At 57.6% G+C, this 13,804-nt stretch carries 12 protein-coding genes; 3 read left to right on the top strand and 9 right to left on the bottom strand.

All coding sequences use genetic code 11. The annotated features are described in order from the left end of the window. Positions 1 to 218: 218 nt before the first annotated feature. A complete protein-coding gene (dinG, locus tag HF679_RS10950; protein WP_187042972.1) occupies positions 219 to 2,363 on the top strand; it encodes an ATP-dependent DNA helicase DinG in 2,145 nt (714 codons plus the stop codon). Between the two features lie 42 nt (positions 2,364 to 2,405). Next, entirely contained in the window at positions 2,406 to 3,374 is a 969-nt protein-coding gene (gene ybiB / locus HF679_RS10945; protein ID WP_187042971.1) for a DNA-binding protein YbiB, read from the top strand. Between the two features lie 121 nt (positions 3,375 to 3,495). Here ybiB and ybiJ read toward each other — a convergent pair whose 3' ends face one another. The 6 genes from ybiJ to HF679_RS10915 all read right to left on the bottom strand — a co-directional run bounded on the left by ybiJ (position 3,496) and on the right by HF679_RS10915 (position 8,919). After that, positions 3,496 to 3,756, bottom strand: coding sequence for a DUF1471 family protein YbiJ (gene ybiJ / locus HF679_RS10940; protein WP_123756062.1), 261 nt, complete (start codon positions 3,754 to 3,756; stop codon positions 3,496 to 3,498). Positions 3,757 to 4,041: 285 nt separating this feature from the next. Beyond that, positions 4,042 to 4,308: a DksA/TraR family C4-type zinc finger protein gene (locus HF679_RS10935; RefSeq protein WP_123756063.1), complete on the bottom strand. Its 267-nt coding sequence runs from the start codon at positions 4,306 to 4,308 to the stop codon at positions 4,042 to 4,044. A 263-nt stretch (positions 4,309 to 4,571) separates the two neighbouring features. Then, positions 4,572 to 5,249, bottom strand: coding sequence for a PKHD-type hydroxylase YbiX (ybiX, locus tag HF679_RS10930; RefSeq protein WP_123756064.1), 678 nt, complete (start codon positions 5,247 to 5,249; stop codon positions 4,572 to 4,574). A gap of 45 nt (positions 5,250 to 5,294) precedes the next feature. Continuing rightward, positions 5,295 to 7,583 carry a catecholate siderophore receptor Fiu gene (locus HF679_RS10925; protein ID WP_187042970.1) on the bottom strand — a complete coding sequence of 763 codons (2,289 nt, stop codon included), beginning with the start codon at positions 7,581 to 7,583 and terminating at the stop codon, positions 5,295 to 5,297. Between the two features lie 289 nt (positions 7,584 to 7,872). Further along, a complete protein-coding gene (locus HF679_RS10920) occupies positions 7,873 to 8,139 on the bottom strand; it encodes a YdgH/BhsA/McbA-like domain containing protein (RefSeq protein WP_123756066.1) in 267 nt (88 codons plus the stop codon). A 165-nt stretch (positions 8,140 to 8,304) separates the two neighbouring features. Next, complete coding sequence (locus HF679_RS10915; protein ID WP_123756067.1) at positions 8,305 to 8,919, bottom strand: flavin reductase family protein; 615 nt, start codon at positions 8,917 to 8,919, stop codon at positions 8,305 to 8,307. A 95-nt stretch (positions 8,920 to 9,014) separates the two neighbouring features. On the opposite strand from HF679_RS10915, the gene rlmF reads away from it, so the two are divergent. Next, positions 9,015 to 9,929, top strand: coding sequence for a 23S rRNA (adenine(1618)-N(6))-methyltransferase RlmF (gene rlmF / locus HF679_RS10910; RefSeq protein WP_123756068.1), 915 nt, complete (start codon positions 9,015 to 9,017; stop codon positions 9,927 to 9,929). A gap of 52 nt (positions 9,930 to 9,981) precedes the next feature. Here the strand turns inward: rlmF and ybiO are convergent, their stop codons facing one another. The 3 genes from ybiO to glnP form a co-directional block, all read right to left on the bottom strand. After that, the gene (gene ybiO, locus HF679_RS10905) at positions 9,982 to 12,204 is read right to left on the bottom strand and encodes a mechanosensitive channel protein (RefSeq protein ID WP_123756069.1); all 2,223 of its coding nucleotides are present in this window, start codon (positions 12,202 to 12,204) and stop codon (positions 9,982 to 9,984) included. Positions 12,205 to 12,315: 111 nt separating this feature from the next. Beyond that, the gene (gene glnQ, locus HF679_RS10900; RefSeq protein ID WP_123756070.1) at positions 12,316 to 13,038 is read right to left on the bottom strand and encodes a glutamine ABC transporter ATP-binding protein GlnQ; all 723 of its coding nucleotides are present in this window, start codon (positions 13,036 to 13,038) and stop codon (positions 12,316 to 12,318) included. After that, positions 13,035 to 13,694 carry a glutamine ABC transporter permease GlnP gene (gene glnP / locus HF679_RS10895; RefSeq protein ID WP_100684049.1) on the bottom strand — a complete coding sequence of 220 codons (660 nt, stop codon included), beginning with the start codon at positions 13,692 to 13,694 and terminating at the stop codon, positions 13,035 to 13,037. Before glnP ends, glnQ begins: the two co-directional genes overlap by 4 nt. Positions 13,695 to 13,804 lie beyond the last annotated feature (110 nt).

The raw sequence follows: 13,804 nt of genomic DNA, 5'->3' as shown, positions 1-13,804 counted from the left end.
TCCCGCGGTTATGTCACCGGGTTGTAGTCTGGTGATATAACTTCCCCCGGATGGTGGTCATCACGCCGTCATCCGGGGCGTTTTCCTGCTTGCCCTGCGATTCGCGCCCGGGCGTTATCAATTCCCGAGCCTCATTCCACATTACGCAGAAAGAAATTCCTCCCGGCCGGCAAAAAGTGTCACAATAGTGGCTGTTTATACAGTATTCAGGTTTTCTCATGGCTTTGACCACTGCGCTAAAAACGCAAATCGCCGCCTGGTATAAGGCGCTTCAGGAACAGATTCCGGACTTTATTCCCCGTCCACCGCAGCGGCAGATGATTGCTGATGTGGCGAAAACGCTCACCGGGGAAGAAGGACGACACCTGGCAATTGAAGCCCCCACCGGCGTCGGGAAAACCCTGTCCTATCTGATCCCCGGGATTGCTATCGCCCGTGAGGAGCAGAAAACGCTGGTGGTCAGTACCGCCAACGTGGCGCTGCAGGATCAGATCTACAGCAAAGATCTGCCGCTACTGCGTAAAATCATCCCTGATCTGCGTTTTACCGCCGCCTTTGGGCGCGGGCGCTACGTGTGTCCGCGAAACCTGACGGCGCTGGCCAGCACCGAACCCACCCAGCAGGACCTGCTGGCGTTTCTGGATGATGACCTGACGCCGAAGAATCAGGCCGAGCAGGTGCTGTGCGCAACGCTGAAAAGCGACCTCGATAGCTACCGTTGGGACGGCCTGCGCGATCATACCGATAAACCCGTCGACGATGCGCTGTGGAGCCGTCTGAGCACCGATAAGGCCAGCTGCCTGAACCGCAACTGTCACTACTACCGCGAATGTCCGTTTTTCGTCGCCCGGCGCGAAATCCAGGAAGCGGAAGTGGTGGTGGCGAACCATGCGCTGGTGATGGCGGCGATGGAGAGCGAAGCGGTGCTGCCGGAGCCGAAAAACCTGCTGCTGGTGCTCGATGAAGGCCATCATCTCCCGGACGTCGCCCGCGATGCGCTGGAGATGAGCGCCGAGATGACCGCCCCGTGGTATCGGCTGCAGCTGGACCTGTTCAGCAAGCTGGTGGCGACCTGCATGGAGCAGTTCCGCCCTAAAACTACGCCACCGCTGGCGAACCCCGAGCGGCTGACCAGCCACTGCGAAGAGCTGTATGAGCTGATCGCCTCGCTGAACAACATTCTTGCGCTGTATCTGCCCGCCGGTCAGGAAGCCGAGCATCGCTTCCCGATGGGCGAACTGCCGCAGGAGGTGATGGACATTTGCCAGCGGCTGGCAAAACTCACCGACATGCTGCGCGGGCTGGCGGAGCTGTTCCTCACCGATCTCGGCGAGAAAACCGGCAGCCACGATGTGGTCCGTCTGCACCGGGTACTGTTGCAGATGAACCGCGCGCTGGGGATGTTTGAAAGCCAGAGCAAGCTGTGGCGGCTGGCGTCTCTGGCCCAGTCTTCCGGCGCGCCGGTGACGAAATGGGTCACGCGCGATATGCGTGACGGGCAGGCGCATATCTGGTTCCACTGCGTGGGTATTCGCGTCAGCGACCAGCTCGAAAGATTGCTGTGGCGCAGCGTGCCGCATATTGTCGTCACCTCCGCGACGCTGCGCTCGTTAAACAGTTTTTCTCGTCTGCAGGAGATGAGCGGTCTGAAGGAGAAAGCGGGCGACCGCTTTGTGGCGTTGGACTCCCCCTTCAACCACGTCGAGCAGGGCAAAATCATTATCCCGCAGATGCACTACGAGCCGCTGATCGATACCGAAGAGCAGCATATCGCCGAAATGGCGGCCTATTTCCGCGAACAGGTCGAGAGTAAAAAACACCTCGGGATGCTGGTGCTGTTTGCCAGCGGCCGGGCGATGCAACGTTTTCTGGAACACGTCACCGACCTGCGTTTGCTACTGTTGGTACAGGGTGACAAACCGCGTTACCGGCTGGTGGAACTGCACCGCAAGCGGGTTGAAGGCGGCGAGCGCAGCGTGCTGGTGGGGCTTCAGTCCTTTGCCGAAGGGCTGGATCTCAAAGGTGAGTTGCTCAGCCAGGTGCATATTCATAAAATCGCGTTTCCGCCGATCGACAGCCCGGTGGTGATTACCGAAGGGGAATGGCTCAAGAGCCTGAATCGCTACCCGTTCGAGGTGCAAAGTCTGCCCAGCGCCTCTTTCAATCTGATCCAGCAGGTCGGGCGCCTTATCCGCAGCCATAGCTGTTGGGGCGAAGTGGTGATTTATGACAAGCGTTTGTTGACCAAAAATTATGGTAAGCGTCTACTGAATGCATTGCCCGTTTTTCCAATAGAACAGCCTGCCGTCCCTGAGGTTACCGTCAATACGAAAGCCAAACAGACCCGCCGTAAACGGCGATAATAATGCGATGTCGGCGATGTGAGCAGCTAACAGGAGTCTTCGATGGACTACAGCAAGATCATTAAAGAAGTCGGGCGCGGGAAAAATCACGCGCGTGACCTGGATGTGGATACTGCCCGCGCGCTTTACTCGCGAATGCTCGACGGCGACGTGGCCGAGCTGGAGCTGGGCGGGATTTTAATCGCCCTGCGCATTAAAGGCGAAGGCGAAGCAGAAATGAAAGGCTTCTACGAAGCCATGCAGCAGAAGACCTTGCGTCTGACGCCGCCCGTCGCCAGGCCGATGCCGATTGTCATCCCCAGCTATAACGGCGCGCGTAAACAGGCCAACCTGACGCCGCTGCTGGCGGTGCTGCTGCATAAGCTCGGCTTCCCGGTGGTGGTCCATGGCGTCAGCCACGATCCAACCCGGGTACTGAGCGAGACGATTTTTGAGCTGATGGGCATTCCGGCAACGATACATGCCGGCCAGGCGCAGGCCCGGCTGGACAGTCACGAGCCGGTCTATATTCCGGTCGGCGCATTTTGCCCACCACTGGAGAAGCAGCTGGCCCTGCGCTGGCGGATGGGGGTACGTAACAGTGCGCATACTCTGGCGAAACTGGCGACGCCGTTTGCCGAAGATGCGGCGCTGCGTCTGTCGAGCGTCTCGCATCCGGAGTATGTCGGCCGGGTAGCCGCCTTTTTTGCCGAGACCGGCGGCCGGGCGTTATTGATGCACGGTACGGAGGGTGAGGTGTATGCCAACCCGCAGCGTTGTCCGCAGATTAGCCTGATTGCGGGAGCGCAAACGCAGGTCTTGTATGAACGGCAAACAGAGGTCGCGGAGGCGCCTGTGGCCCTCCCGGAATCAAAAGACCCGCAGGTGACCGCTCGCTGGATTGAGCGCTGCATGACGGGGAGCGAACCGCTGCCGTCGTCGCTGCGTATTCAGCTGGCATGCTGCCTGGTTGCGACTGGCGAAGTAGCCACGCTTGAGCAGGGGCTGGCGAAGGTCGCAGAGCACTGGTAGCTCGCGGGTCGCTTGTTGGTCGCTTGTGGATAGCACGCAAAAAAAAGCCCGTCCGGTGGCGCGGACGGGCAAACAAGGGTATTTCAAGGGTTTTTTCAGGGGGTAATACAGTGGCTCGCGCTTATTTATAGATAACCGCGGTACCGCTCAATTTGTTGTTGGTGTTCGCAGAAGTGATGCTGTAGCCGGTTGCGCCAGCAGCACTTGCTTTCTCAGCCAGTTTTGCTTCCAGACCGTCCAGCGTCGTTGCGCCTTCCGCAGAAACCACACCAATTTTGTTCATGCTTTCAGCCTGAGCCGACGTTACCGGCTGAGCGGCAAAAGCACCAAAGGACAGGGCAGACAGGGCAATAGCAGCGGCAGCATATTTAATGGTTTTCATAGTCAATCTCTCGCAGGTTATTTTGTTAAGGGGACGATGTTCCGTCGATGTGATAAGTATCACGTTTTTTTGCGAGATATAAAATCGAAGGAAATTAACAGTCTCCATCAATTTTTTTGAACCATTATTAATTTATTGAATATTAATAAATTATTTGTCGCCGAAGTCAACGCAAGGGCGATAGCGGCGTGGAGAAAGTTTGAAGGGCACGGATTGCTACTTTATTCGCCAAAAAACGTGCGCGAAAAGATAACGCCTTCTGCGGTAATGAACGGTAAAGGAGAGTCAGCGAAGCTGGCTGTCCTTGGATCCTCTGCGATTATATCCTGAAAATGTATTGTTATGTAAATCTTTATCCTGTTGGCACTTCACGCAGAATCTGACCCCAGGGATCGCCTTACGGCGGGCCTCCGGAATCGGCTCTCCGCATTCATCACAAAATTTGTGGCTCTCGCCGCTGGGAAGCGCATTTCTCGCCCGCGCGACCGCATCGTCGATGGTACTGTCGATTTGATCCTGTACTGCGCCGTCGTTTGCCCAGCCTGATGCCATGCTGCACCTCCATTCAGCGTTACTTAGTAGACTATTTTATTTGCCATTTTGGGCCTGGGCAGTACTCACAAAGATTTATCTTTGAACGCCCTTCAGGGCGGCCCGAAGGGTGAGCGAAGCGAATACAATCCTCACGTACTGCGTGTACGCTCCGGTTGTTCCGCGCTGTCCGTGCTCAAACTGGCTGCAACAATGTACGTCTACTGGGATGGGATATGAATATCAGTATAGAAAACCGGGCGCAGAAAAAGCATCGATAAAGGTCAGATTTCTGACCATTCCCGCAGCAGGTTGTGATAGAGGTTGAGCAGCGACAGCACTTCGTCACTTTCGCCGTGGCGGCTTTTCAGGGTTTGTATATTGCGATCCAGTTCGAACAGCATGCCGCGCCGTTTGTCGTCGCGAATCATCGACTGCACCCACAGAAAGGAGGCCACGCGCACGCCCTGAGTGACCGGCATGACCGAGTGCAGGCTGCTGGAAGGGTAGAGCACCAGATCGCCGGCCGGCAGTTTGACCGAATGCTGACCATAGGTGTCGTTAATCACCAGTTCGCCGCCTTCATAGCTCTCCGGGGCGCTCAGGAACAGCGTGGCGGAAAGATCGGTGCGCATCCAGCCGTTCTGCGCGTGGCTGCGTACCGCGCCGTCAACGTGAAAACCGTAGGTTTCACTCTGCTGGTAGCGGTTAAACAGCGGGCTGGAGATCGTTTTTGGCAACGCCGCGGCGAAAAACAACGCGCTGCGATTTAGCGCCGCCAGCACGTGGTTCTGCAGTTCGTCATACAGCGGGCTGCGGGTATCCACCTGCTGGTTTTTCTTCACCTGCGCGCCCTGATCGCCGGTAGTGGCGCGACCGTCTACCCATTCGGCCTGCTGCAAGCGCTGGTTAAACGCGGCAACGTCCTGCGGGCTGAGGACGGCGGGAATATGGTACATCATCTTTGGTTCTCCAGAGAAAACGGGGCGTTAACGCCCCGTATCGGATCAGAAATGCACATTGGCGGTCAGCAGGAACGTGCGTGGCTCGCCCGGGTGATAACGGTAGCCGCTCTTGTTGATGGAAGCGACGTAATTGGTATCAAACAGGTTATAGACGTTCAGCTGCAGATCGACGTTACGGTTGATGCGATAGCCAACTTTGGCATCGGCCACCCAATAACCTTCGGTGTGGGACGGCGTCCCGACGGCACCATCGCTTCCGCGACGCATGCTGCCAACGTAACGTGCGCCTGCGCCAAGCGCAATCGCATCGGTGGCCTGGTACTGGCTCCAGACGGTAAAGGCGTGCTCCGGGGTATACGGTAACGCGCTGGTGCCATCCTGGGCCACGTCGGACCCTTCGCTGATGCTGGCGCGCTGCTGGGTATAGCCGCCGATGACCTGCCAGTCCGGGGTAATATTCCCGGCCAGCGACAGTTCATAGCCTTCAACCCGCTTCTTACCATACTGCGAGTAAGTACCGTCGTCGTTTTGCTCGACTTCATTCTCAATGTCGGTACGGAAAATCGCCGCCGTCAGCAGCAGGCGCTTATCCAACAGCTCCCACTTGGTGCCCACTTCGCTGGTTTTCGCTTTCTGCGGCTTGAAGTCGGTACGGTTGGCACTGTTGCCGGTACCGCTCTGTGCCAGGGCGAAGTTGTTGCCGCCCGGCGGTTGCTGCGAGATGGCGTAGTTGACGTAGATGTTGCCGTTATCGGTCAGGTGATACAGCGCCCCGGTTTTCCAGTTAACCAGGTTGCCGCTGGTGGACGTATCGACGGTGGTAACCGGGGTATTTTTCGCCACGCCGGTCGGGCAGGCTATGGCGCCACGGCCGGTACCGCCACACAGGCTTGAGCTATCGTATTTGGTCTGGTAGCTGTCCAGACGGATGCCGCCGTTAATCTCGAAATCACGGGTAATCTGCAGCGTGTCGAAGGCATATACGCCGAAGGTATCGGTCTGCCCGTTGGCATTGGCGCCGCTGTGGTTCAGGCCACCCACGGAAACGCCGCTGTTCGGATGGTAGATATTCACCGGTGGCGCGGTAATCGGGTAAACCCCGTAGTTGACCTGGGTTTCGCGGGTGAACTCGATGCCGGTGCTCACGTCGTGCTCCACCGTGCCGGTGTAGAAGGTCGAGGTCAGGTTGGTCTGGTTGGTGACGATTTTATTGCTGACGTCTTTGGTGTTCATGTTACGCGACCAGGTCCAGGTACCCACGTCATTTGGATTCGGCTGGGTGATATTGGACGCGCCGCCCATGATGGCGGTCATCAGGTAATCCTGCTTCACGCGTGACCAGCGGGTGGTATTGCGGATCGTGGTCGTGTCGTTCAGATCGTGCTCGAAGCGCATGGTCACGGTATCGGTGGTGGAGTCGTCGTAATCGGAATCCGTACCGTAGAAATTGCTGGTGGCAACTTTACCGGAGCTGTTGAGGGCGGCGGTGCCAGCGGACGGCGCGGAATATCCCGGCAGGCCAATAGTCGGGATGCCGCCGTCAGGCGTATTGTGCTGGGTGACATGCAGGTAGTTAAGATACAGGCGCGTCCCGGTGTCGAGGCCAAAGGCGATCGATGGCGCGACGCCGTAACGCTCATTTTCGACACGATCCCGTCCGGCATCGTGGTTTTTCTCACCCATCAAATTCAGGCGCACGGCGCTGGTTTCACCAATTTCCTGGTTGATATCCAGCGTACCGCGGCGTGACCAGGCGCTACCTGCGCTGACGGAAGCATCAATGCCGGAGGACAGGCGTGGCTGTTTGCTGATCATATTGATCGAGCCGGTTGGGGCGCTGCGTCCGTAGTCGGAACCGGACGGGCCTTTGATCACTTCAACCTGTTCGGTGTTGAAGGTGTCGCGGGTAACGCTGCCGATATCGCGAATACCGTCAACGTAAATGCTGTTAGAGGTGTCGGCCCCGCGCATGTAGATCGCATCACCGGTCGATGAGTTACCGTTTTCACCGGCATAGAAGGCCCCGACCCCCGGGACGTTTTTCAGCGCATCGGTCAGGTTGGTCACGCCCTGATCTTTCATTACCTGCTCGGAGACCACCGTGACCGTACGAGTTGTATCAACGATCGGGCGGGAAAACTTGGGATCGGCGGATTGTGTCGGGGCATATAACGACGGGGTTTGTGCTTCAACAACCAGCGTTTCGCCGGCGTTTTGTTCAGAGCTGTCGGCTGCCAGCACCTGACCTGTTGGAGAAAGGCTAAGACACAGGCCGGTGAAAATTGTCAGCGAGTTAAAGCTACTGAACGGTAGCTGATGTTTTTTATCCATTTTCAATGAGCAACTTATTGTTTTAATTAGTCATTATGACCACTGGCAAAGCGATGCTTCGTGGCGTCCACTGCAGGTGATTTGTTAAAATAACAATGCGTTTGATAATGATTTTGATAACTATTATCAAATGACGGCGAATTTTTATCACTCATTAATAGAAAAATAAACACATTTATTTACATGAACTGCATTTTTTCTACATAAACAGAGATAATGAGCCATGGCGGGGCTTGTGGCGGTATGGAAGGGCCAGCGAGCGGGGCGGGCTGGCCCGTAAACATGAGCATTACTTATAGATGATGGCGGTACCCGACATCTTATTGCTGCTGTTGGCGGCGTTGATGCGCCAGGCGACAGCCCCTTGTTCCCGGGCCTTTTCCGCCAGTTTCGCTTCTAAATCATCGAGATTGCTGGCGCCGGAAGCCGACACGCTACCGACCGGGCGTAACGGGCCGCTCTCGTCGCTGAGCGACGGTGGGGGCGTCCCGGCATGGGCAATAAAAGAGAGAGTGACAAAGACGAGGGGGATGAGTAACAGCGGATGTCTTTTCATGAGCATATCCTCATTAACAGCATGGGACATACCTTAAGTTTAGGTCTTTCTGGCAGGAGCGGTGGGATAAATCAGCGAAACCAAAGGTTTTTTTAGGGATCAGGCGGGCAGAAAAACCAGCCGCCCGACTGGCCGGCCGGGCTGCTGGGATCGGGCGCCCAGGCGTTAGCGGGCGTCCGGGCGGATCAGATCGAAGCGCAGGCTCTCATCAATCGTGTAGTAGGCGCTCGGCCCACCGGCGCGCAGAATCGGCCGGGCCTTCGCGGTCTGATAAATACCATTTTCCAGTAGGGCATCGTCGATATGCACCGCCACGACTTCACCCAAAACCAGCCAGCTATCGACAGCGTCCCCGTCGGCGGTGGTCAGGCGAATGCATTGCGATAGCCGGCATTCGAAGTTCACCGGGCTTTCCGCGACCCGGGGCGCGGCGACGAGGCGACTGGCTGCGGGGGTTAATCCGCCACGCGCAAACTCATCTTCGCTACGCGGAATGCTGGCAGAGGTCTCGTTCATGGCTTCCGCCAGCTCGCGGGTCGCCAGGTTCCAGACAAATTCTTTGGTTTCGACAATATTCTGTACACTGTCTTTCCATCCGCTGCTGGCAAAGCCAATAATCGGTGGCCGATAGTTAAAGCAGTTAAAGAAGCTGTAGGGGGCAAGATTGCGCTGCCCTGCGGCGTCCAGAGAAGAAATCCAGCCGATGGGCCGTGGTCCGATAATCGCGTTTAGCGGGTCGTGCGGCAGGCCATGTCCCTGTGAAGGTTGATAGAAATACATAGAACACCCGTAACCGAAGAGTAGATATCCAGACTCCCTTATTTACCGCGCCGCCGTCAACGGGTATCTTACGCGGCTGTTCAAAGGAGATTGCCATGAAAGCCCAGAAACCGGGATTACACCCGCGTAACCGTCACCATCAACGTTATGACTTGCCCGTGCTATGCCAGGCTCACCCCGAGCTGCAAGGCTTTATCACCCTGAATCCGGTGGGCGAGCAGACCATTGATTTTGCCAATCCGCTGGCGGTGAAGGCGCTGAATAAGGCGCTGCTGGCGCACTTTTACGCGGTGAAACACTGGGATATTCCGGACGGCTTTTTATGCCCACCGGTGCCGGGAAGGGCGGATTATATCCATCATCTGGCCGACCTGCTGGCGCTGGATAGCGGCACGATCCCTGAGAATGCCAGTATCCTGGACGTCGGGACCGGTGCAAACTTAATCTATCCGCTGATTGGCGTGCACGAGTACGGCTGGCGCTTTACCGGCAGCGAAATCAGCCAGGAAGCGCTCTCCAGCGCGCAGGCGATCATCAGCGCCAACCCTGGGCTCAGCCGTCAAATCCGTCTGCGTCGGCAGAAAGAGAGCGGCGCAATCTTTAGCGGAATTATTCATAAAAACGAGACCTTCGAGGCGACGTTATGCAACCCGCCGTTCCACGACTCAGCCGCCAGCGCCCAGGCCGGCGGTGAGCGCAAGCGCCGTAACCTTGGGCTGGGAACGGATAGCGTGTTGAACTTCGGCGGCCAGCAGCAGGAGCTGTGGTGTGAAGGCGGCGAAGTGGCGTTCATCACCCAGATGATCCGCGAAAGCCAGGCCTTTGGCCGCCAGGTGAAATGGTTTACCTCGCTGGTTTCACGCGGCGATAACCTGCCGCCGCTGTACCGTGCGCTGACCGAGGTTGGGGCGGTGAAGGTGGTGAAAAAAGAGATGGCCCAGGGGCAGAAGCAGAGCCGCTTTATCGCCTGGACCTTTATGGATGAGGCTAAACGCCGCCGTCCACTGTAATACTGGTCTGCGAGCCAGCGCGAATGGTCAGCCCCGGTGGGCTGACACCACATTATGTTGGCTCTGAGGGCATCGGCGGTGCCCCGGGGGCGGAAATCGCGGCGGGCATCGGCAGCACCTGATAGGTTTGCACCGGTGCGCGAACCCCCGCCAGGTCGAAGTGCTTTTTCACCTGGGTGTCGAGGGCGAAGCGGACCGTCCACTGCTTCAACGGCAGGGTGGTGAAGGTAACCCGCAGCGTAAACGCCGTATTGCTCAGGCCGACCAGCCCGGCATAGGACGGCTCGCCGATCACCAGTCCACGAATCTCCTCCTGATCCATCACATCCGCCACCGCCGCTTTCAATGCCTGCGCGGCTTTATCCAGATCTTCCTGTCTGTCGACGTCGTAGTTGGCAACCACCGAACCAATACCGCGCACGAAGTTGGCGAAGGTGGTGATCGAAGACCACGGGATAATATGGTACGCGCCGGTATCCTGACGCACGCCGACGGACCGAATCGACATCCTCTCCACGGTACCGGTTAACGGACCGATAGTTACCAGATCCCCGGTGTTCATACCGTTCTCAAACTGGATAAAAATGCCGGTGATAATATCTTTCACCAGCGTCTGGGCGCCGAAGGAGATGGCCAGACCCAGCGCACCGGCGCCGGCCAGCAGCGGAGCAATATTGACCCCCACTTCCGACAGCAGGATCATCACCGTAATGGTGCTGATGATCACCGCCAGCGCATTGCGAAACAGCGTCAACAGCGTACGGGCGCGAGCGCCGGGCAGCGGGCGACCGTGAATATCGGAAGCCAGACGGTTCTCAATCAGGCTGGCAAGCAGCGTCCATCCGATGGCAGAGAAGAAGAGGATCAGCGCGATGCGGATCAGCACATCCACCGCTTTCTGCCCGGCACCGTGCTGCATCCAGTTCCAGAAATCGAACAGACCCCAGGCGCTCAACAGCAGCATCACGGCGACGCAGACCACCAGGATACGGGCGGCCTTTAGCGAAACCGAGATCCAGCCGTTGAGCCGTTTTTGCAGTTCCGGATAAAGGCGCTGCGTCTGCGCCGACAGGGTGATGGTTTTGGCAATCCAGCGCGACAAAATGCCGGAGAGCAGCGCCGCGGCGCCGATGATAGCCAGGCTGCGCACCGTCGCCCCCATCATAAATTTCAGGCTGTTGCCGGGGTCAAAGAGCGAAAAGAAAAACAGCACGATAAAGTAGGCGCAGGCCAGCCAGTGCCAGACCAGCGCAAAAGCGCGGATGAACAGGCTGAAGAAGGCCAGCGAGCGGTCCGCCAGCTGGATAAGCCCCAGGGTAATCATCTTTTTATTGTGGAAAATCAGGTACAGCGCCCACAGGGTGATGCACAGCATGATGACCACGTTCGCCAGCGCCCCGACCTGCACATTGACCTGGTTGGAGATAATCGGCACCGCCACGATCAGACCGTAGCCGATCAGGCTGCTGAGCGCGCTCAGGCGCAGGTTCCAGTATTTTGCCCCCTCATCGCTTATCGCAAAGGGCCGAAGCTCCGCCACCCGCGGGCAGAATATCAGCCGCAGAATGGCTTTAAAGAACTCAATCAGGGCGAAGGCGTTGAGAAACAGGCTTTGCTGGAAGGCGATGGTCCGGTTGCCACCGTTAAAACGGTCGCTGAGCATCTGGCCGACAAACAGCGTCAGCGCCAGCAGCAGCAGGTCGAAGATAAAGGCCCCGGCGATGGTTGCCGGGAGGTGCAGCCAGTTGCTGCGGTCGTGGTTTTTACGCCGTCCCCATTGGCCCATTTTGCGATACAGCGGCAGGGCCGCCAGCCGCACCAGCCACCAGAAGGCAAACACCAGCGAGGCCAGCAGCAGGAAGTAGCCGGCGGCGTTGCGGAAGGTGTCGGCATGGAAGGGTTTGTGGGTAGAGGCGGTGATATTGCGCCACAGCTGCGAGAACCGCGAAGCAAAGCGCTCTCCGTACTCGCGGCTGACCTGGGTAACGTTTTCCAGCACCGTGCGCTCATCGGTCACCTCCGGCGGCGTCAGCGCCGGGGTCGTGGCCGGTGGCGGAGTGGCGGCTGCGGAACGGAGCTGGTCAATCAGCTCTTTACGTGCGCTTTCATTTTCCAGCACGTCAGCCAGTGCCGCATAGGCCGCTTTTTTGGTCTCAAGGTCGGGTTCGCTGCTGGCTGATGATTGTTCAGCGGTGGCCGTTGGAAGGCCTGGCAACGTGGCTGCCGACAGCGGGGCGGCAAACAGCGAGGCGAGCAGTAACAGGATCCACGGCACGGGAGACTCCTTTCTTCTTCAAAACGATTAAGTATAGAAGTTGAAAAGCAGGTTATCGGCGTGAGAGAAATCTGGAAAGCGGCTCCCCAGGGTGGGGAGCCGTTGGAGACATCAGGCTACGTGCTGCAGGAACTCGCGCAGACGCGGGCTCGGCGGGTTCTTCACCAGCACCTGCGGATCGCCATCTTCGGCAATGCGCCCTTTATCGATAAAGATCAGTCGCGATGCCACTTTCTCAGCAAAACCGATTTCGTGGGTCACGATCACCATGGTCATGCCTTCCTCGGCCAGATCCTGCATCACCTTCAGTACTTCGTGGCGCAGTTCCGGATCGAGGGCGGAGGTTGGTTCATCGAACAGCATCATTTTTGGCTTCACCGCGAGGGCGCGGGCGATGGCCACGCGCTGCTGCTGCCCGCCCGAGAGCTCGGAAGGGTAGTGGTGAGCGCGCTCAGCGAGACCGACTTTCTCCAGCAAATCTTTCGCCAGTTTTTCGGCGGCCTCTTTGTTGGCGCCACGCACGCGCAGCGGCCCGAACATGACGTTCTCCAGCGCGGTCAGGTGTGGGAACAGGTAAAACTGCTGGAATACCATGCCCGCTTCCTGACGAATCAGGCGCTCGTCGACTTTCGGGTCATTAACCTTCAGGCCGTCGACAATCAGTTCGCCGCTGGTGATCTCTTCCAGCTTGTTGATGCAGCGCAGCAGGGTTGATTTACCGGAACCGGACGGCCCGATAATCACCACCACTTCGCCTTTGCTGATCTTCAGATCGATATCGTGCAGCACCTTGGTCGGGCCAAAGTGCTTGGAAACATTTTTAAATTCAATCACAGGATTTTCATCCTTCTTTCAAGACGACGCAGAATAAAGCTCAACACCAGGGTGATGATCAGATAAATCACGGCAACGGCGCTCCAGATCTCCAGCGCGCGGAAGTTACCGGCAATAATCTCCTGGCCCTGGCGGGTCAGTTCAGCCACGCCGATGACGATAAACAGCGAGGTATCTTTGATGCTGATGATCCACTGGTTACCCAGCGGCGGCAGCATACGGCGCAGCGCCAGCGGCAGAATCACGTGGCGGATGGTTTCGCGACGGGACAGGCCGAGGGCCAGGCCAGCTTCACGGAAGCCTTTGTGAATAGAGAGCACCGCCCCGCGGGTGATTTCTGCGATATAGGCACCGGAGTTGATCATGATCGTCACAACCGCCGCCGAGAACGGGTCAATACGTAAATCATTAAACGCCATTGGCAAGGCGAAGTAGATAAACATGACCTGGACGACGATGGGGGTGCCGCGGATGATCTCAATGAAGACTAACGCTACGTGGTTGGCAATCCAGCCGCCAAAGCAGCGGGCGAAACCGGCGACGAGGCCGATAATCAAGCCGCCAGCCAGGCCGAGGACGGAGATCCACAGCGTCATTTTGGCGCCTTCCAGCAAAATTGGAATGGCGGGCCAGATGGCACTCCAGTCAAACTGCATAATGTGTTCCTGTTACCGTGTCGAACAACAGAGGTCACCCTCTGTGAAAAAATGACTCAGGTCTGCGGTGAGAGGATGCCCGGATAACGGATTGTGGCGATATCCGGGGA

The sequence above is a fragment of the Enterobacter sp. JUb54 genome (assembly GCF_014298075.1).
GTDB lineage: Bacteria > Pseudomonadota > Gammaproteobacteria > Enterobacterales > Enterobacteriaceae > Klebsiella > Klebsiella lignicola.
The sequence above is the reverse complement of the archived record's forward strand: the minus strand, read 5'-3'. Positions and strand labels throughout refer to the sequence as shown.